The 19,607-nt window shown below is 62.1% G+C and carries 15 protein-coding genes; 13 read left to right on the top strand and 2 right to left on the bottom strand.

Translation table 11 applies throughout. The features are described 5' to 3' along the window. The first annotated feature begins 72 nt into the window (after positions 1–72). The 3 genes from M3N53_05725 to asnB are packed head-to-tail and all read left to right on the top strand — an operon-like array spanning position 73 to position 4,177. Positions 73–1,068, top strand: coding sequence for an NAD-dependent epimerase/dehydratase family protein (locus M3N53_05725; protein ID MDP9067830.1), 996 nt, complete (start codon positions 73–75; stop codon positions 1,066–1,068). After that, on the top strand, positions 1,061–2,212 hold the full coding sequence (locus M3N53_05720; protein ID MDP9067829.1) for a DegT/DnrJ/EryC1/StrS family aminotransferase: 1,152 nt from the start codon (positions 1,061–1,063) through the stop codon (positions 2,210–2,212). The genes M3N53_05725 and M3N53_05720 overlap by 8 nt, the downstream gene beginning before the upstream one ends. Before the next feature lie 3 nt (positions 2,213–2,215). Next, positions 2,216–4,177 (top strand): asparagine synthase (glutamine-hydrolyzing), encoded by a 1,962-nt coding sequence (gene asnB, locus M3N53_05715; GenBank protein MDP9067828.1) that lies wholly within the window; start codon positions 2,216–2,218, stop codon positions 4,175–4,177. Here the strand turns inward: asnB and M3N53_05710 are convergent. Then, a complete protein-coding gene (locus M3N53_05710) occupies positions 4,166–4,945 on the bottom strand; it encodes a hypothetical protein (protein ID MDP9067827.1) in 780 nt (259 codons plus the stop codon). The genes asnB and M3N53_05710 overlap by 12 nt on opposite strands. Positions 4,946–4,966: 21 nt before the next feature. Here M3N53_05710 and M3N53_05705 point away from each other — a divergent pair, with 21 nt between their 5' ends. The 7 genes from M3N53_05705 to M3N53_05675 all read left to right on the top strand — a co-directional run bounded on the left by M3N53_05705 (position 4,967) and on the right by M3N53_05675 (position 13,307). Further along, a complete protein-coding gene (locus M3N53_05705; GenBank protein ID MDP9067826.1) occupies positions 4,967–5,992 on the top strand; it encodes a DegT/DnrJ/EryC1/StrS family aminotransferase in 1,026 nt (341 codons plus the stop codon). 17 nt (positions 5,993–6,009) lie between these two features. After that, complete coding sequence (locus M3N53_05700; protein ID MDP9067825.1) at positions 6,010–6,912, top strand: hypothetical protein; 903 nt, start codon at positions 6,010–6,012, stop codon at positions 6,910–6,912. Between the two features lie 52 nt (positions 6,913–6,964). Further along, the gene (locus M3N53_05695; protein MDP9067824.1) at positions 6,965–9,073 is read left to right on the top strand and encodes a hypothetical protein; all 2,109 of its coding nucleotides are present in this window, start codon (positions 6,965–6,967) and stop codon (positions 9,071–9,073) included. A 327-nt stretch (positions 9,074–9,400) separates the two neighbouring features. Further along, positions 9,401–10,309: an ATP-grasp domain-containing protein gene (locus tag M3N53_05690; GenBank protein ID MDP9067823.1), complete on the top strand. Its 909-nt coding sequence runs from the start codon at positions 9,401–9,403 to the stop codon at positions 10,307–10,309. 13 nt (positions 10,310–10,322) lie between these two features. Further along, positions 10,323–11,429: a hypothetical protein gene (locus M3N53_05685; protein ID MDP9067822.1), complete on the top strand. Its 1,107-nt coding sequence runs from the start codon at positions 10,323–10,325 to the stop codon at positions 11,427–11,429. After that, on the top strand, positions 11,420–11,992 hold the full coding sequence (locus tag M3N53_05680; GenBank protein MDP9067821.1) for an acyltransferase: 573 nt from the start codon (positions 11,420–11,422) through the stop codon (positions 11,990–11,992). The genes M3N53_05685 and M3N53_05680 overlap by 10 nt, the downstream gene beginning before the upstream one ends. 133 nt (positions 11,993–12,125) lie before the next feature. Further along, complete coding sequence (locus M3N53_05675) at positions 12,126–13,307, top strand: glycosyltransferase (GenBank protein MDP9067820.1); 1,182 nt, start codon at positions 12,126–12,128, stop codon at positions 13,305–13,307. Here the strand turns inward: M3N53_05675 and M3N53_05670 are convergent. Continuing rightward, positions 13,300–15,138 (bottom strand): ABC transporter ATP-binding protein/permease, encoded by a 1,839-nt coding sequence (locus M3N53_05670; protein ID MDP9067819.1) that lies wholly within the window; start codon positions 15,136–15,138, stop codon positions 13,300–13,302. The genes M3N53_05675 and M3N53_05670 overlap by 8 nt on opposite strands. A 71-nt stretch (positions 15,139–15,209) precedes the next feature. Between M3N53_05670 and M3N53_05665 the strand changes: the two genes are divergently transcribed. From M3N53_05665 to M3N53_05655, 3 genes are all read left to right on the top strand, one after another. After that, positions 15,210–16,262: an alpha-hydroxy-acid oxidizing protein gene (locus M3N53_05665; GenBank protein MDP9067818.1), complete on the top strand. Its 1,053-nt coding sequence runs from the start codon at positions 15,210–15,212 to the stop codon at positions 16,260–16,262. 120 nt (positions 16,263–16,382) lie between these two features. After that, positions 16,383–18,563: a S8 family serine peptidase gene (locus tag M3N53_05660; protein MDP9067817.1), complete on the top strand. Its 2,181-nt coding sequence runs from the start codon at positions 16,383–16,385 to the stop codon at positions 18,561–18,563. 85 nt (positions 18,564–18,648) lie between these two features. Continuing rightward, positions 18,649–19,596, top strand: coding sequence for a M15 family metallopeptidase (locus tag M3N53_05655; GenBank protein ID MDP9067816.1), 948 nt, complete (start codon positions 18,649–18,651; stop codon positions 19,594–19,596). Positions 19,597–19,607: the final 11 nt, after the last annotated feature.

The following is a 19,607-nucleotide window of genomic DNA, read 5'->3' as shown; positions in this document are numbered from 1 at the left end:
TGAACGCTCGCGGCGCGCTTGGGCGCAGGACGAGGCGCGGTGCAGAGGGATACACGATGAAAGGTTGGACGTTTGGACATCCGGGGGAAGAAGCTCGTCGTGATCGGCGGAGCCGGTTTGATCGGCTCGCATACCGTCGACGCTCTCGTCTCTGAAGACGTCGAAGAAGTCGTCATCTTCGACAACTTCGTCCGCGGCACGCTGGAGAACATCGAGGACGCGCTACACGACCCACGCGTGCGGGTGTTCGAAGCGGGCGGCGACATCACGCAGAGCGACATCCTCGAAAGTGCCCTGCGTGGCGCTGACGGCGTGTTCCACTTCTCGGCCCTCTGGCTGTTGCAGTGTTACGACTACCCACGAGCCGCGTTCGACGTCAACATCCGGGGCACCTTCAACGTCCTCGAAGCGTGCATCGCCGCAGGCGTCGATCGCCTCGTCTACTCGTCTTCCGCGTCCGTCTACGGAGATGCCGTCGAGGAACCGATGACCGAGGACCACCCATTCAACAACACCAACTTCTACGGGGCCACGAAGATCGCCGGCGAGGCGATGGCGCGTGCGATGCACCACCGCTATGGCCTCCCCTACGTCGGCTTGCGTTACATGAACGTCTACGGACCTCGCCAGGACTATCGCGGTGCCTACATAGCGGTGATCATGAAGATGTTGGACGCGATCGACCGCGGGGAGCCGATCAAGATGTACGGCGACGGAAGTCAAGCCTACGACTTCGTCTATGTCGGTGACTGCGCAACGGCGAACGTGAACGCTATGAAGGCAGACACAAGCGACGAGTTCTACAACGTCGGAACCGGGCGGCGCACGACGATCAGAGAGCTTGCCGAGATGATCGTGCGGCTGACCGAAACTGACGTGCCGATCGTGACCGAGCCTGGCGGCATGACGTTCGTCAAGAACCGCATCGGCAGCCCCGACAAGGCGATCGCCGAGATCGGCTTCAAAGCGGAGGTCGATCTAGACGAAGGACTTCGCGCCTTGATCGACTGGCGGGCCTCTCACAAGTCGCAGGTGGAAGCGCGTCGCCGAGCATCCCGCGATGACTAACGACCGACGGATCCAGATCGCTTCACCGAGCGTTGGCGAGGAGGAATGGCGCGCTGCGCGCGAACCTCTCGAGTCGGGGTGGCTGACGCAGGGGCCAAAGGTAGCGGCGTTCGAGGAGGCGTTCGCGGCGCGTCACGGAGTCACACACGCCATCGCGGTCACCTCTTGCACCGCAGCGCTACACCTCGCGGTCGAGGCACTAGGAATCGGACCCGGAGACGAGGTGATGGTGCCGTCTTTCACGTGGATAGCGACCGCGAACGTGGTCGTTCACGCAGGAGCAACGCCGGTTCTGGTCGACGTGGATCGGGAGACGTACAACATCGACCCGAAAGAGGCGGAGCAGCGAGTGACGCCGCGGACCCGCGCCGTCATGGCGGTTCACATGTTCGGCTTGTGCGCCGACGTCCCGGGGCTACGGCAGGTTCTTCCGACCGACGTGGCCATCATCGAGGACGCCGCCTGCGCGGTCGGCGCCGCCCTCGGTGATCGGTCCGCAGGCGCGTTGGGCGAGGTCGCCTGCTTCTCGTTCCACCCGCGCAAGACGATCACCACAGGGGAAGGCGGCATGGTCACGACCAACGACACATCGTTGGCGGATCGTGCGAGCGTCCTTCGCAACCACGGCGCTTCGATCTCGGAGGAGGCGAGGCACGTCGGGCCGAAGCCCTACCTGTTGCCGAGCTTCGACTTCGCCGGCTTCAACTACAGGATGACCGACATCCAAGCCGCAATCGGCCTTGTTCAGCTCGGCAAGCTCGACCGGCTGCTCGACGAACGAGACGCGTGGGCTCAGTACTACCGGCGCGAGCTCGCGGACATTTCGTGGCTGCGCACGCCACCCGTACCGGAGACGGGACGGCACGGATGGCAGGCGTTCGTCTGCTATATCGATCCGGATGAAGCTCCAATGTCACGTAACGAGATCATGGAAGTCCTCCAGTCGAAGGGCATCTCGACGCGCGCTGGCACCCATGCGGTGCATACGCTGAGCTTCTATCAGGACCGCTTCGGCCTCGAGGACGATGACCTCCCGGTAGCACGTGACTGTGCTGAGAACACTCTCGCGATCCCGCTCCACAACCGGATGAGCGAGCGCGACTACGAGTATGTCGTCGCGACCTTGCGCACGCTGGGAGCCTGAGAGATGTGCGGGATAGCAGGCATCTTGAACCTCGACCGCGAGCCTGCGTCCGCCGTGATCTTGCGAAAGATGACGAACGCGATCACTCATCGCGGGCCCGACGGCGAGGGCTTCTTCACCGACGGGGAACTCGGCTTCGGGCACCGTCGGCTGGCCATCATCGACCTCTCCGACGGCGGGCATCAGCCGATGGTCACGCGTGACGGCAGGTTCGTCATCAACTACAACGGCGAGCTGTACAACTACCGGGAGCTGCGCATCGAGCTCCAAGCACTGGGACGCAGGTTCCACTCCGATTCCGACACCGAAGTCGTCCTCAATGCCCTCGCACAGTGGGGGATCGGGGCGCTCGACCGCTTCAACGGCATGTTCGCCTTCGCCCTGTGGGACCGGCGAGAAAGATCACTAACCCTGGCTCGCGATCGTTACGGCGTGAAGCCCCTCTATTACACGACTCGCGGAGACACGTTCTTATTCGGGTCAGAGATCAAAGCACTTCTTGCTCATCCTGGTTGCCCCGTCGACCTCGACCGCGAAGCCCTTCTCGAATACTTCACGTTCCAGAATCTGTTCACCGACAAGACGCTCTTCGAGGGGATCCGTCTCCTCCCGGCCGGGTGCCACCTGACGATCGACTCGCAACGCAGCACTGAGCCGCGCGTGGAGCGTTACTGGGACTTTGACTTCCGCGACCCCGAAGATTCGCAGGACCCCAGGGAGTACCTGGAGGAGCTCGACCGCTTGTTCCGACAAGCCGTTACGAGACAGCTCGTCGCCGACGTTCCGGTATCCGCCTATCTCAGCGGTGGGATGGACTCGGGTTCCATCACCGCGGTCGCTGCCCAACAGATCCGAGATTTGCGCACGTTCACCGTCGGCTTCGACATGCACTCGATCTCCGGAATCGAGATCACCTTCGACGAACGCGAGCGCGCGGAATACATGTCGTACCTGTTCAAGACCGAGCACTACGAGATGGTGTTGAAGGCGGGCGACCTAGAGCGGGTAATGCCGCGGTTGACGTGGCATCTAGAAGACCCGCGCGTGGGGCAGAGCTATCCAAACTTCTACGCTGCACAGCTGGCAAGCAAGTTCGGGAAGGTTGTCCTCTCCGGATCCGGCGGCGACGAGCTCTTCGGCGGCTACCCCTGGCGCTACTACCGCGCCGTCGTGAACGACGACTTCGAGCATTACATCGACAAGTACTACGTCTTCTGGCAGCGACTCATGGGGAACGCCATGCTGCAGAAGCTCTTCCAGCCGATCGAGAGCGACGTGAAGGCGGTGTGGACCCGAGACATCCTTCGCGACGTTTTCACCACGCACGCCGCTGAGCTAACCCGCCCGGAGGACTACATAAACCATTCCCTTTACTTCGAGGCGAAGACTTTCTTGCACGGCCTCCTCCTGGTCGACGACAAGCTGTCGATGGCGCACAGCCTGGAGACCCGCGTCCCCTTCTTGGACAACGACCTCGTCGATTTCGCGCAGCGGGTTCCCGTGCACCTCAAGCTCGGCAACCTCGGCGAGATCATCCGTCTTAATGAGAACGAACCCGGGCCGAAGACGCAACGATTCTTCGAGAAGACGCAGGACGGAAAGCTACTCCTGAGGAAGGCGATGACCCGCTACATACCGGATGAGGTAAGCGCCCGCGCCAAGCAGGGATTCTCGGCTCCAGACGCGAGCTGGTTCCGAGGCGAGAGCATCAACTACGTACGCCGGACATTGTTCGAGCGATCCGCGGTCATCTATGAGTTCCTCGACCGCCGGGTCGTGCAGGAGCTCGTGGAGGATCACTTCGGCGGACGCCAGAACCGGCGACTTCTGATCTGGTCGCTGATGTCGTTCGAGCAGTGGTGCCGCACGTTTCTGATGGGAGATCAACGGAGCCCTGGTCACGACGACGCAAGCGTGCTACAGGAGGAAGCTGGCGCCCGTGCCGCGCGTGAGTCACAGGCGTAGCACGGTGTCGCGGTGTCTGCGCGTGATCTCGGAGATACGGGCGAAAGTGGACGGAGCTAGGGACTCGAGAAGCGCCTCCAAAAACGTCCGAACACCTTCACCTTCGGAGACATAGGGTCTGAAATCTTCTTCGGATGCTTCGGACATCGGTCTGTCCGCGAGACTCGCTTTTAGCTCCCAGTAGTTCCGAAGCGTAACGATATTGAGGCAGACGAGGCTCGGATGAAACGCGTAGATGCGCAAGCCTGGCGAGGACTGCGGCGCCGATCCCCAGGTCGCCCCTGGCCGCACCGCGTACTCGTCATCTTCCCAGTAATACGGGCAGCGGGTAAGACGGCGGCGTGAGGGTCCGTAGTACAGATCGACGGGGCGAAGGTTCGGGTGCCCGGGGAGGAGTAGGGAGACGTCCGTTTGGATCTGCGGGTAGGCCTGGGTTATGAAGGCGAATAGCGGGCTCGACTGGACAAGCGAGTGGGTCCTCATCGAGCTCGCCTCTGGGACCAGCGCGAGACAGTGCTCCATGACCTCCTCTGGAGTATCACCGTGGGACGAGCCGCTTAGGAAGTTTGGATGGATCCCAAGCTCGAACAATGGATGGTCCCGAAGAGCGTTCAGCGTGTCCGACGGATGGGTGACAAAAAACGTCGCCTCCACACCGTACCGCTCACAGATCTCGCCACACCGGATGACTGCCCAGTCCGGCGCCCAGTCGATGTCGAACGTGATCGCCGCAAGATCAAGGCGCGACCTCTCCTCGATAGTGCTCATGGCGCAATTATCATTCGGCCGGTGATCAGTCACTCGAAGGCTTGCATAACCGAAGACGACAACGCGGCGGTCACGGCAGCGCTGGAATCAGGTTTGCTGGCGGCCGGAACCAAACGAACCGCTTTCGAGACCGCGCTCCGTGAGTCACTCGGGATGACGACTGCGACCGCAACGGACTCGGGTACAAGTGCCCTGTTCCTCCTCCTGAAGGCATTGAAGATCGGCCGCGGAGACGAAGTGATCGTGCCAACGTACGTTTGCCATGCGGTCCGCGACGCCATCGTTTCCACAGGCGCGTGCGCTGTTCTTTGCGACGTGTCGTCAGACTGGTGCCTCAACGTTGAATCCGTGCGTGGTCGACTGTCGTCTGCCACGAAAGCGGTCGTCGCGGTTCACATGTTCGGAATCAGCGCTGGGCTTGACGAACTCATCCGCTTGGGCGTCCCAGTCATCGAAGATCTAGCGCAGGCGTTGGGGGGACGTGACGACGGAGTGATGCTGGGTAGACGCGGCATCGCCGCATTCTGTTCCTTCAACGCAACAAAGCTCCTGTGCACCGGCGAAGGGGGAATGGCTGTAACGAGCGACCGTTCGGTAGGCGAACAGCTTCGGAATGCTCCTACAGGCGCCGGTTCGTCGCTCTGCAAGATGTCGGATCTACAGGCGGTACTCGGATTGGCACAGCTATCGCGATATCCAGAGTTCCTCGCGAGACGGCAGCAGCTGGCAGAGTTCTATTTCGAGGAGCTGGCTGGCCTACCGCTGGACCTGCCACACCATGTCAGACATCGGAGCATCTTCTTCCGGTTTCCGGTGCAAGTCGACGGGAAGTTCGAAGCCTTGCGGAGGGAATTCGAGCGGCGGGGAGTGCACGTTCGGCGAGGGGTCGACGCTCTGCTTCATCGCGAATTCCCGGATGCCACCTATTTCGAAGGAGCGGAGCAATGTTTTTCGAGGACGCTTTCCCTCCCGCTGTACCCCGCGCTAAGTGACAACGAAGCGGAACGCGTAGTGGAAGCATGCAAACAGATCTTCAACCCGAATTAAACAGCAGGCCGACATCAATGACTACCGAGGAGCGCGAACTTTTGGTCTGCGTCACGATCGACGTCGACCTCATCAGCGCCACCAGCTCATCAGTTGCATCGGAGATGCCCGCCTGGCGCAGGCAGCTAGAGCGACTCCGGGTGGCTATCCCAGATTTCCGGGCCACCGTCTTCGTGCGCGCTGATCACCAGCTCGAGCAACTGTTTGGCAGAGCCGACCACATCTTCGTCGAGTACGAACAGGAATTACGTCAGGTGGCATCCAACGGCCACGAGCTTGGATGGCATCCACACTCGTACTCGCGGATCGACGGCCGGTGGATCCAGAACACCAACGAAGAACTGATGGTGAGCGAACTAGAGCAAGTCGCCGCCCAGCTCGACGGCTTCGAACTGGAGGCGTGTCGTATGGGATGGGGCTTCCACACGAACAAGACGATGGAGGTCGTCGACAGGTTGGGGTTCAGCGTGGACTCGAGCGCGATTCCCCGCCCGGTTTACCGGTGGGAAGACAGCATCAAAGACTGGACCTCTACTCCAGATCATCCTTACCATCCATCCCACCGCGACTATCGCGTCCCTGGAGGTCCAGCATTCCGCATCCTAGAAGTTCCAATGTCCGTTGTGCCTGTGCCGGCCCCGCATGACACCGAGCCAGGCGTAAAGCGCTACCTGAACCTCGTTTACTGGCCCGAGATCTTCAAGACAGCAGTGAGAAGATGGATTCCACACCACAACCACCTCGTGACGATCACCCACGCTCATGAGCTCTTGGGCCAGCAAACGCACCCGCTGTTCTCCCCAGACCAACACGTGTTGGAAGCGAACCTGCAAACGCTAAACCGCATAGTTGCTGATGCTGGAAAGCAGCTGCGCTACATCACACTGTCAGAATTCGCAGGGTCAGCTTCGGCAATATGAGACCGCGCAGTATCGTGCAGACGAATCTAAGAACAGAACTGAGGGCGCCACTTTGACAAAACCAGCCGTTCAGTTGCTGGACACGACCATTCGGGATGGTAGCTACGTCGTCGACTTCCAGTTCACAGCGCGAGATACCGCTGTGATCGCTGCTGCCCTCGACGATGCCGGCGTAGAGCTGATCGAAGTCGGGCACGGCCTAGGCTTGAACGCGTCAGAAGCGACGGAGCACCGGGCCGCTGACTCAGACGCTGCCTACATAGAAGCGGCACTGGCCGTTGTTAAGGCAGCGAGCTGTGGCGTCTTCTTCATACCCGGGATCGGCAGACAATCAGACATCGAGATGGCCGCGCGAGCGGGAATCGGCTTTTTGCGAGTAGGGACCAACGTTACAGAAGCGGAGGACGCCCTCCCGTATATAGAGTTCGCTAAGTCGCTCGGGCTCGTGGTCTCGGCCAACTTCATGAAGTCGTACGCAGTCTCGGCAACCGAGTTGGGAGAGCGCGCGGCGCAGGCCCAAAAGGCCGGGGCGGACATCGTATCTGTCGTTGATTCGTCGGGCGGGATGCTTCCTGCGGACGTGCGAGATTACTCGGCCGCCGTATTGGACCGATGCGCCGAGATCAGGCTCGGGTTCCACGGCCATGACAACCTAGGCCTCGCCATAGCGAACACGCTCGCCGCGGTCCAGTCGGGAGCAACGGTTGTTGATGCCTCACTCGCTGGGATGGGTCGAAGCGCCGGCAACGCAATCACGGAGATCCTCGTTCTCGTCCTCAGGCGAGCAGGTATCGACCTAGGGCTCAATGCGAATGCACTCATGGATGCGGCTGCTTCTGTGGTCCGCCCGATGGTCGATCATCACAAGCACGACCCACTCAGCATCACATCAGGGTTCGCACACTTCCACTCAAGTTTCCTCGGAAAGGTCCTCCGGTACGCGGATGAATATCAGGTCGACCCTCGGGAGCTGATCGTCGACCTTTGCGCTCATGATCGGGTGCACGCACCAGACGACCTGATTCAAGACCTCGCGAAGCAACTGACCGAGGCGCGGATGAGCCAAAGGATTAATCAGACCGTGGTTGTCCCGCGGGATTGGTCAGGTATCAGTGCAAAACCTGCAACCGCTGCGATCGGTGAAGTGGTTGGACGGCTCGTCGCTCTCTCGAAAAAGTCTGGTAAGCCTTCCGTCTTCAACATCGTCGCACCCATCTCGCCCTCCGCCAAAACTTCCATCTCGCGGGTCATCCAGTCGAATTTTGCTTATGTCATCGCAAGCGCCGAGGTTTGTGACGAGGCCGCTCTGCGAGAGATCCTGCGGGCGATCGACGGGCGCGTCGACATCGTCCTCGTCGATACGGAACGTAATGATGCTCAGGATCCCGACTTTAGATCGGTCTCTACGTCACTCATCACCGAATCCGAACTGCTCTTTTACAAAGACACTGACGTGTGGGCGCGGGCGGCATGTATCCAGGTCGAGGAACTCGTCGGTGATCCCCGCTACGCGAGGATCGCATTATTCGGGTGGAACTCCATCGCGATGAAGATATGCACGCGGCTGGCGGAACTCGGCGCGGATCTCGTGCTAACTGGTGCTTCTCACGAGACGTTGACAGGTGCCCGCTCCGCGCTGCTAGGCCTTCCCCTCGTTGAGCGAGAAATCACACGTATCACTACTGAACCAGAGCCGGCCCGCGCGGCGGCAGGAGTGACGGGGCTCATCGGATGTGCGTTCGAGAACGGCAGAATCACCGAGCAGATGGTGGAGCAGGTCGATCGAGGAGGGTTCGTCCTCGACAGCGCTCTAGGTTCCGTGAGTGGACGAGCGATCATCGCTGGTGACGAACGCGGGCTGCTGATGTTGCGAGTCGATATGCGGGGTGCTCTCGCCGCGGAGGTCGCATCACTGATAGCGGGTCGGACCTTAGTGCGAGAAATGATGGGTCGAACCGCACTCGGCGGTCATCCAGTTGTGTCTAGTGGACAGCTTGGTCAGGCGGGAGATGTAGTAGTCGATTCGATCGGTGATCCCAAACGTGTTCTGGGTGTAGCGGATGGTTCCGGAGGAATGCTGCATGAGCTCGATGACGCAACCCGCGACCGGGTTCGAGCGGTCGAGCTTGAGATCCTGAAGACGCAGAAGAGCGTCGTTTGAGCAGCTAACGCGGTGGGTCACCCAATCCTCATCCTGGGCGCGTCGCGGTATTACCTACGATCGATGCGTGCGGCCAAGGAGTTCGGGTGCCGAGTCATAGCCGTTGATCGTGACCCTCAAGCCGCTGGCCTAGTGGAGGCAGACGTGTTTGAGCCTGCTGATATCACAGATATCGCTGCTTGCGTCGACGTCGCGCGGCGGCACAGGATCAGGGGGGTCCTCCCCCTCAATGATTTCGGTGTTCCAACGGCCGCCCATATCTCGCAGGAGCTTCGGCTGCCAGGGATCGCGCCTGCCGTCGCGGCGGTTGCTTGTAGCAAGCGATCGATGCGGGAAGCCTTTGAGCACCACAGGGTCCCCTCTGCGCGTTTCAGAGCCGTGCGCACCAAGGAGGACGCCTCCCGTGCCGTGGCTGAGCTGGACACTTGGCCGCTAATCGTGAAACCGAGTAACAGCCGAGGTGGGGGAAGCCGAGGCGTGATGCGGATCTCGTCGGAGCGTGACCTCGAACCTGCACTCCACTTCGCGCAAAGCTTCTACGACCAGTCCGAGGTGATCATCGAAGAATGCTTCGAAGGCTCAGAGCACAGCGTCGAGACGATCACGTACGAGGGAACAACAGCGGTCATCGCCGTTTCCGACAAGGTGAAGTCTCCTCCGCCCTACCGCGTCGACAAAGCTGTCATCTATCCAACAAGGCTGCCGCCCGACAAGCTGTCGGTCCTCGAACAGGTAGTAACGGCCGCCGTGAGAGCGGTGGGCGTTACCTGGGGACCTGTTCACGTCGAGCTCTCCTACGAACCGGATGGTCCCAGAGTGATAGAGCTGGGCGCACGCTGCGGAGGCGGAGGTACTCCCGACCCCATCGTGCCTTTTGTGACCGGCGTCGAGATGCTGCAGGAAGTGATTCGGATGTCGCTCGGGGAGAGACCTGGGTCACTGACGCCTGAGCGGCAGTGGGGCTGTGTCTACCACTTCCTCACCCCTGCACCCGGAATCCTCCACCGCGTTGAGGGACTCGACCGCGTACGTGAATGGCGCGGCATCCTCGACTGTGACGTCTCGATCCTGCCTGGTCAGGAGATCCGCCCTGTTCGGATTGGTGCCGACCGCGCCGGCTTCGTCATCGCTGGGGACGAGAAACGTGAAGTCGCCATTGGATTGGCGGAGAAGGCAGAACAGACGATCAAGTTCCACGTAGAGGATCGCGGCGCGCGGGCGCATGCCGGCCGGTAGACGCTAGATAGACATGGACAAGGATGACGATGCAGGGCGTGACGAGCTCCGGATGCGCCGGCTCGTAGAGACAATAACGGCCGACCTTGCTCTAGATCTACAAGGCCTGACGGTTTATACGGAAGCGGCGTCGGGACCGTACCTCTTCACTCCGCTTATGGCTGCGTATGCAGGTGCTCGTGTCATCGCTCTCGCTCGAGATTCGACCTACGCACCTGCTTCCCTGGTCGAAACCCGAACACATGAAGCAGCAAAGAGGCTCGGCTTGAGCGACCAGATCAAGGTGGTGAAACAGAAGCTAGAAGAAGACGTTTCGTCTGCGGACATCATCACTAATTCCGGATTCGTCCGACCGATAGATGCATCGATGGTGGAGTGGATGAAGGAAACCGCCGTGATACCGCTCATGTGGGAATCGTGGGAGTTTCGCCAAGAGGACCTCGACCTCGACGCGTGCAAGAGGAAAGGAGTTCTCGTCCTAGGGACTGTGGAATCCAAACCCCCCGTTGACATGCGTCCGTACGCTGGGCTCCTCGCGATGAAGCTCCTCTTCGAGCTCGGTCTAGAAGGCCACAAGACGAAAGTAGCCGTGTTAGGTGGTCAGCCGGGACTCGGTCTGTCGATCGTTGAGCACCTTGGAAGGGCAGGCTGTGTAGTGGGTTGGTTTGCGTCGGTGGCTTCGCCAGGAATCACTGCCGCCTACTCAGAGTTGGCTCGTCATTGGCACGAAGATGGAGATCTGTACGACGCGATCCTGGTGGCGGAGCATGAAGATGACACGTTGCTCCTCGGGGAGGGGGGGTACCTGACGTTCGAGATGCTGGCGCAAGCAAATCCGGCTGTACGCGTCGGTGTCATCGCGGGAAACGTCGATGAGCCGCAACTCGCGACATCACAGCTTCGGTACGAGCCGAAGCTCATCCGTCCGTTTGGCTACATGAGCTATCAACCGCACGAACTCGGTCCGCGTCCAGTCCTGGAGCTGTATGGAGGAGGTTTGAAGGTGGGCGAAGCGATGGCCAGAGCCCGGCTGAATGGCAAAGGACCGAGAGAAGCTGCTGTGGAGGCGCTGTCACTTTCGCCCGCTATGGACCTGGTAGGAGACGACGCGTGGACCTAAACGCCCGCCAGCAGCAGCTCCTAGAGGATCTGCGGGAGGTGGGTCGACACCTGCGCGGTGAGACCCTCGATCGCTACCAGCGAATGAACCCATTCGCAGAGGACCTCAGCGACTGGAAGGAACGCGGGCGAGCTTGGACCTCCGACGATCGCGACGTCACGATCTACGACTCGACAACTGTCGTCGGTGACGTGAGCATCGGCAGAGGCACGTGGGTCGGTCCCTTCTGCTCGCTCGACGGGACGGGCGGACTCACTATCGGCGAATATTGCTCCGTGTCGTCCGGATGTCAGCTACTTAGTCACGACACCGCCCGATGGGCGCTCTCAGGCGGCCGAGAAGTGTACGAGTACGCGCCGACAGCGATCGGGAATCACTGTTTCCTCGGAACCCACGTTGTCGTCACGCGAGGCGTGACCGTCGGCGACCGTTGCCTGGTCGCGGCAGGAGCCGTTGTCACGGCTGACGCCGCTGAGGGCAGCATCCTCGCTGGTATCCCGGCACGAAGGATCGGAACCGTGGATCTAAGGGGCGACGGGAGTGTGGACTTGCGTTACTCATGACGCACCGGCCCCAATGAACCCTACGTCCGCACGCGCGCTTGCACGGCGATGGCTTCGGACATCGGCAGGGTGGTTCATCTCTCTCATGTTCTTCCCGATAGTTGTCGTTGCAGTCGCAGTTGAACGAATCTCGATGTCACGAAAGGACCGATTGCGCCTCCCCCGCGTGATTTGGGGGTTGACGCCGATCATCAACATCAAGTACTGGTCCGCCGCCGTTCGGATGCTTGGGTACGAAAGCACGACGATCGTCTGGGGCTGGTTTGACATAAACCGCCGGGAAGACTTCGACCTTTGGCTGGGGGACTTTTTGTCACCGTGGCGCACGAAGATCCTCGACCCCGTGCGAGAGCAACTGATGTTTCTGTGGGCGCTGCGTCACGCCGATATCTTCGTGTTCTTCTTCGATGGCGGGTTCCTCTCGCGAACGCCTCTGCGTCGCCTGGAATCGCGCCTGCTGCACTTCGCCAGAAAGAAGATCATCGTGACGCCGTATGGCAGCGATATCGCTGTTGTCGGATACCTCGGGGCCGCCGAAGAGGCGATACTGACGGACTACCCCCAAACACTGACACGCTCTCGCCGGGTTGCGTCACTGGTCCGACACTTCTGCGAAGAGGCGGACCTCGTCATTCGGAACCTGCAGGTGGGCTACCTGCCCCGCTACGACGTCGTTTGGCCGTGCCAACTCGCGGTCGACACAGACCTCTGGCGGCCAGTGGAAATACGTCGGGACACATCGGCAACCGTCAACGTCGTCCATGCCTCGAACCACCGCGCGATCAAAGGGACCCGCCACGTGATCGAAGCAGTCGCGGAGTTGGGGGCCGAGGGCCTACCCGTGCGCTTGCACCTGCTCGAGGCGCGTCCGAACGAAGAGGTACGGGAGGTGGTTCTCGCGGGAGACATAGTCGTTGAGCAACTTATAGGGGGTTTCGGGCTCTTCGGGATCGAAGCAATGAGCGCCGGAAAGCCGGTGCTGTCAAACCTGCGGTGGATGCCACCAGAGATGAAGGCTCACCCAAGCATCCAGGAGTGTCCGATCGTGGACTGCGACGCGAGCGACATCAAGGCGAAGCTTCGAGACTTGGCCGAGAACCCCGAGGCCAGAGTGGCGGCCGGCGCAGCGAGCCGTCGCTTCGCGCTGAAGTATCATTCCTACGATGCCGTAGGGCGTGCGTGGTCTGTACTGCTGCGCAGCGTATGGGACGAGGTCCCTCTAGAAGAGATCCAAGCTGCTGAGCGAGACCTTCCCTGGCAACTCGCCACGTCACCGATGCACCGCGTGGCCCGAGCGGATCGAGCTGTTACGTAGGGCGCGCGTAGAGCGTCGGGTCTTGTTGCGCCATCGCGCGGAAGTCGTCGCTTTGTTTCACAAGGTCATCGAAGCTGCCGACGGCAGCGATCTGACCGTCCGTTACGAACACGACCCGGTCGTGATTCCTGATCGTGCTCAGGCGGTGGGCAACGCTGATGAGGGTGAGATCCGGTCGCATCCGCGGTAGGGCGTTGATCACATCGGCCTCCGTCCTGCTATCGAGCGCGGAAGTACCCTCATCGAAGATCAGCACTTCAGGTTGCCTGTACATAGCGCGGGCGATGGCAAGGCGTTGACGCTGCCCTCCCGATAGCTTCACCCCGCGCTCACCGACGATCGTGTCAAGCCCCGACGGCAGCGCCTCGACGAACGACTCTAGCTGCGCGATCTTCACCGCTTCTTCGACGCGCACCTCATCGATCTCTCCGTCGACAAGACCAAAGGCTATGTTTCGCCTGATCGTGTCGTCCAACAGGAAGATCATCTGAGGGACGACACCGACGCATCTCTGCCACGTCCTTACCTCCTGATGCAGCGGCTGCCCGTCGATGTAGATCTCTCCAGCAGTCGGCTCCAGCAAGCCCAGGATCAGGTCGAGTAACGTGCTCTTGCCGCTGCCGGTCGGGCCCGCGATCCCGATCGACTCGCCGCGCCGGATCGTCAGCTGGATCCCAGCTACCGCATCCCGATCCGCTCCCGGGTAACGAAAACCGACGTCCTTCATCTCGATGGTGTCGTGGAACGAGTCGTCCCGAGGCGCGTTCACCTCTGCCAGTGCCGCGTCGGCAGCGACCACGTCCTCATGGAGGAAGTCGATCAGTGGCCCGGCGAACTTCAGACTCTGGACGTTGTTCACGATCCGATTAACCGAAGGAAGAATGCGGAACGCGGCATAGCCGAAGAGGCCCAACGCGGTGACACTTTCTGCCACCGAGCCGGTTCGGATCGCCTGAGCGCCGAGAAAGAGAAGGACGACGAGCAGCACGCTGGTCTCCAAGGTGACCCGCGGGATATCGATCAGCAGACCCCGAGCGGCGTACGCGTCTGCAAGGCTCTGACGCGTTGCCGCGAAACTCTCCTCGAAGAAACCCTCTCTCCCGAGGACTCTGATGTCGCGAAGGCCGTGCAGCGTCTGCTGCAACGACTTCAAGCTCTCCGTCGAGAAGTCTTGGACGCGCCGACCGAGTCTGAGGAGACGCGGCTGGACAAGTCTCAACATGAGCAGCACGACACACCCTAGGAGGAGGAAGGCAGCAAGTGCTGCCAGGGGAGACGTCAAGACGAGCATCGCGCACAGCGTGAGAGTGACGAAGATCTCGGCCCCCAGCACTATCCCCGGGAACAGCACCAACTGGGCGAAGCCGACGGTGGACTCGTGCGCGTTCCGGATCATCTCGGCCGAGTTACGGCGCAGGTACTGCGAGTACGGCATCGCGAGGTACCCACGCACAAGACGCCGGGCCAAAGACGCAGCAGTTCCATACGCCAGCCGGTTCTGAAGGTAGCTCTGGAGGAGGTAGACGAGAGCTCTCACGAGGAAGAAGCCCGCGGTGATCAAGGCCGCCGCTAGCAGCGTCCGCGGCTCGGTCAGCCGCGGGAACCTCTGATGCAGGTCGCCCAGGAGAGGGACCATTATCGGCCCCTGTGGGTTCGTCACGAGTGCGAGCAGAACGAACACGAACACCGCGGCCAGTGCTTCCAGTGCGCTGACGAAGACAGCAAGACCAACGAGCGTCAGCCACTTCCCTCTCGCGCGCGGTCCCAGAAGGACCAAGCACTTGCGGAAAGCGGTGGTCGAACGAGACACGAAGTCAGGGATGTTGGCCATGCGGCTCCGAAGAAGGATAGGCGGAACCGCAGGATATCGCTGTGTTTTCTGTCCGACATAGTCTCGGAACCATGGAGCTAGAGCAGATATACGGAACGGAGGAGTTCGAGTCGATCGCGAAAGAACGGATGGATCCAGGAGCGTTCGCCTACTACGCGGGCGGCGCCGGACTCGAGTTGACCCTGCGCGAGAACGTCGCCGCCTTCAGGCGTTACCGGTTCCGACCTCGCGTGTTGCGCGGGCACATCGTTGCTCAAACCTCTACAACGTTGCTCGGGACCCAGGTCGCTCTGCCGATCGCGCTCGCTCCCGCCGCGTTGCAGCGTTTGGCGCATCCAGACGGAGAAGTCGCCGTAGCGCGGGCGGCCGGCGACGCGGGGATACTCATGTGCCTTGCAACAGAGTCCTCCTGCTCGCTCGAGGACGTGGCTGCAGCCGCAGACGGTCCGAAGTGGTTCCAGTGTTACGTCCACCGGGACAGAGGCCTGACCGAAGAGATCCTTCGGCGTGCGGAGGCAACCGGGTATTCGGCGATCGTGCTGACGGTCGACCTTCCGGTTCCGGGATACCGGGAGCGCGAGTACCGGCACGCATACGTAGTACCTCCGCACGCCGTGCCGGGCAACTTCGCCGCCGCGACCGACAAACCAATCGCTGAACGTGTCACGGAGCAATACAGCAGAGGTTTGCGGTGGGATGACATCGCGTGGCTGCGTGACACAGTGAAGCTTCCCATTGTCCTAAAGGGCATTCTGAGTAGTGACGACGCTGAACTCGCGGTTGAACATGGAGCGGACGCGATCTTCGTCTCAAATCACGGCGCCCGGCAGCTCGACCAATCCGTCGCCCCGATCGACGTGCTCGAAGAGGTCACTGAGGCCATCCAGGGGAGAGCGGAGGTCTACCTTGACGGCGGGGTAAGGCGCGGAACGGACGTATTGATCGCCCTTGCGCTGGGCGCTCGGGCTGTGTTCATCGGACGCCCATATCTGTGGGGTTTAGCCGCTGGTGGTCAAGAGGGAGTAGCTCGGGTTCTGGCAGTCCTTCGGTTGCAGCTTGAGAACGGAATGGTGCAGCTGGGCGCAGGAACGCTGGAGGACATCACCAGAGAACACGTTTTCTGAGGACTCTGCGCGGTCACTCTTGCCGCAATACGACCCGGGATTGTTGAATGGGCAACTGAAGTTCGGCGGGCGCCTGCCGATACATAGAGGACATTTCGAACCTCTACTGGGAGATCTTCGTTGCGCCCTCGCTTCGTCTTGTTCAGCGCCGTCCTCGCCAGCGCCCTCGTCGCATCGGCCGTACCGGCCGTCGCCGCTCGGCCCGCCCGCGCTCGGGGAACGGGCGTCGCCGCGAAGAGCGATGGCATCCTGGTCAAGTACCGCAACCTGTCTCGGGCGGCCGAGGTTCGCCAGGACGTAGACGCTCGGCTCCTGGAGCGCCTTCCGGAGCAGAGGATCGAGGTCGTTGATCCCGAGGCGCCGTCCGCAGAGGCCATCGCGGCCCTCGAGGCCGACCCGAACGTGGTGTACGCCGAGCCCAACTACCTCTACCGCTCGACCTCGGTCATCCCGAACGACCCCAAGTACAGCTCGCTGTGGGCTCTGCCCAAGATCGGGATGCCCGACGCCTGGACCGTCACCAGCGGAGCTCCTCAGGTAACGGTCGCGGTCGTCGACAGCGGCATTGCCCTGTCGCACCCGGACCTCGCCCCCAACATCTGGACCAACGGCGCTGAGAGCGGCAGCAAGGGCAGCAACGGCAGCGACGACGACGGCAACGGCTACGCCGACGACTGGCGGGGCTGGGACTGGATCGATGACGACAACAAGCCCGCGGACGCCCACGGCCACGGCACCCACGTGGCCGGAACCATCGGCTCCCGCGGCAACGACGGCTACGGCATCGCCGGCGTCAACTGGTCGACCTCGCTGGTGCCGCTGCGGGCGCTCGATTCCTCCGGGATCGGGACCGCCGCGGATGTGGCCGCCGCCTTCCGCTACGCGGGAGACATGGGGATCGACGTCGTCAACGCGAGCTTCGGTGGGACCGGCCAGTCGACCGCCATCCTGGAAGCGATCAATGCCGCCCCCCAGACCCTGTTCGTCGTGGCGGCCGGCAACGAGGGCTCTAACAACGACCTCACGCCGCAGTATCCGTGCAGCTACCCCGCCGCGAACCTCATCTGCGTGGCCGCCAGCGACAAGATCGACAACCTGGCGAGCTTCTCGAACTACGGAACGACCTCAGTCGATCTCGCGGCTCCCGGCGTCGGCATCTTGAGCGCCGGCACGGCCATGACCACCGCCTTCGCCGAGAGCTTCGAGTCCGACCTCACCGGACGCTGGAGCACCGGCGGCGCCAACAACCTCTGGACCCGCTCGGTCGACAGCGTCGGCGGCTTCCTCACCGACAGCCCCGGCATCGACTACCTGAACGACACCGACTCGTGGGCGATGACAACCAACTCCTTCTCGCTCGGCGGCCTCAGCGACTGCAAGCTCGCCTACTCGCTGCGGCTAGCGATCGAACGCAGCAACGACATCTTGTTCGTGGAGGCTTCGCGGGACGGCTCGAGCTGGAGCAGGATCTCGGCGTGGTCGGGCAGCTCGGACGGTGCCTGGCAGCGGATCAGCGACGATCTCAGCGCCTTCGATGGAGCGTCTTCGGTGTATCTGCGCTACCGGCTGCGCACGAACGCGACCGTCACAGCGCAGGGAGCCGACCTCGACGACGTGGCAGTGCGGTGCCAGTCCGAGACCTTCACCGGCAACGAGTTCTTCAGCGCCAGCGGGACCTCCATGGCGGCGCCGCACGTCGCCGGCGTGGCAGCTCTTTTGAAAGCCGCGGTTCCGAGCGCCACCGTCGGTCAGATCGTGGGCGCGGTTCTGGCCGGCGTAGATCCCGTCGGCGGGCTGACCGGCAAGGTCGCCACCTCGGGACGCCTGGACGCGGTCGGCTCACTCGAGCACCTCACCGGAACCCAGGTCGTAAACGACGACCCTCAACCCCAACCGTCGCCCACCGCGGAGCCCGAGCCCAGCACGTCTCCGGGGCCGGAGCCGACGACGTCTCCGTCGCCCGAGCCTGAGCCCACGAGCGACCCCGTTCCGGATCCCGCGGAGCAGGTCGCGCCCGAGCACAAGCGCAGCATCACGATGAAGCTCGGCGGGTCGCTGTATGCAGCGGGTCGCGTCAAGGTCGCCGACGGCTACGCCGCCTGCGCCGACAAGGTCGTTGTCAAGATCAAGCGCAATGGCAAGGTCGTCGGCAAGACGACGACGAATCGCTACGGCTCCTACCGCGTGCCTGTGAGCGACCGAGCCGGCCGCTACGTCGCCATCGCCACCGAGGTGCAGACGGCGGACATCCCGGCGCACACCTGCTCGAGCGCCTCGTCGTCGATCAAGAGGAACCGCTAGCCGGGCCTGAGCTTCACCCGTTTGGGGGGTCGCAGAGGCGAAATTGTCATTTAGGGCTACATCCGCCAAGGCCGACAAACAGGTCATGACCCTCAAGAAACTCGTTTTCGCTCTCCTCGGCGCGCTCGTGGCTCAGGTCCTCATGGCCGCTCCCGCCCTCGCCTACAACTGGACCCGGGATCTCTCCTATGGAGCCACCGGGAAGGACGTGAAAGCGCTCCAGGTCCGGGTCGCCGGCTGGTATCCCGCGAACGACCAGAGCCTGTTCGAGATCGACGGGACCTTCGACGACGACACCAAGGTCGCAGTAGAGGCGTTCCAGCAGCACTACGGGCTCACCCCCGACGGCGTCGCCGGCGCCGACACCTTCAAGGCGCTGAACGCGCTGGAGGACGAGGACCACACGACCGTCAACTTCGACTTCTCCGAGTTCTGGCAGAACCGGAACTCGAGTTGTTCCGCGGAGGCGAACCAGTACGCGAGCAGCTTCCGCGGCGGGATGGTCTCGGAGAAAGAGGTCAAGAAAAACGTGCGGCGTCTGATGTGGAGGCTCGAGGCGCTGCGGGCGAAGGTCGGCGACAAGCCGATCGCGATCAACTCCGGCTTCCGCAGCGTCGCCTACAACCGCTGCATCCGCGGCGCCACCTACTCGCAGCACATGTACGGGACCGCGGCGGACATGCGGATCGTCGGCGTGTCCAACCGCAAGGGCCGCGACACCGCGAAGGGCTCGCAGGTCCACGGCATCGGCTGCTACTCGTCCATGTCGCACAACCACATGGATCTGCGGATGCAGAACGAGGCACTGGGCGGCGCGCAGTACTGGTGGTGGCCGGAGCGTGACGAATACGACCGTGACCTGGCATCGGATGACCTCCCCTGCTACGGCGAGATCAAGCGGGACTCGTCGGTCTCGGCCGCGGGGGCCGCTGTCGAGTCCGCCAGCTACGAGATGGCCGAGCGCTGGACGCAGGCCGAGCTGAACGAGTGGAAGGCCGAGGGCGAGGCGGACAACCTCCACGGCCTCGACTGACCCAGTCCCGA

Source organism: Actinomycetota bacterium, assembly GCA_030776625.1.
Classification (GTDB): domain Bacteria; phylum Actinomycetota; class CADDZG01; order CADDZG01; family WHSQ01; genus MB1-2.
Note: the sequence above shows the minus strand (reverse complement) of the source record. Positions and strands in the feature narration are given on the sequence as shown.

Excerpts from the sequence above, each read along its gene's own strand:
- M3N53_05720 (MDP9067829.1), top strand. The coding sequence starts at position 1,061 with ATGACTAACGACCGACGGATCCAGATCGCTTCACCGAGCGTTGGCGAG.
- asnB (MDP9067828.1), top strand. The coding sequence starts at position 2,216 with ATGTGCGGGATAGCAGGCATCTTGAACCTCGACCGCGAGCCTGCGTCC.
- M3N53_05710 (MDP9067827.1), bottom strand. The coding sequence starts at position 4,945 with ATGAGCACTATCGAGGAGAGGTCGCGCCTTGATCTTGCGGCGATCACG.
- M3N53_05700 (MDP9067825.1), top strand. The coding sequence starts at position 6,010 with ATGACTACCGAGGAGCGCGAACTTTTGGTCTGCGTCACGATCGACGTC.
- M3N53_05690 (MDP9067823.1), top strand. The coding sequence starts at position 9,401 with ATGCGGGAAGCCTTTGAGCACCACAGGGTCCCCTCTGCGCGTTTCAGA.
- M3N53_05685 (MDP9067822.1), top strand. The coding sequence starts at position 10,323 with ATGGACAAGGATGACGATGCAGGGCGTGACGAGCTCCGGATGCGCCGG.
- M3N53_05675 (MDP9067820.1), top strand. The coding sequence starts at position 12,126 with ATGTCACGAAAGGACCGATTGCGCCTCCCCCGCGTGATTTGGGGGTTG.
- M3N53_05670 (MDP9067819.1), bottom strand. The coding sequence starts at position 15,138 with ATGGCCAACATCCCTGACTTCGTGTCTCGTTCGACCACCGCTTTCCGC.
- M3N53_05665 (MDP9067818.1), top strand. The coding sequence starts at position 15,210 with ATGGAGCTAGAGCAGATATACGGAACGGAGGAGTTCGAGTCGATCGCG.
- M3N53_05655 (MDP9067816.1), top strand. The coding sequence starts at position 18,649 with ATGACCCTCAAGAAACTCGTTTTCGCTCTCCTCGGCGCGCTCGTGGCT.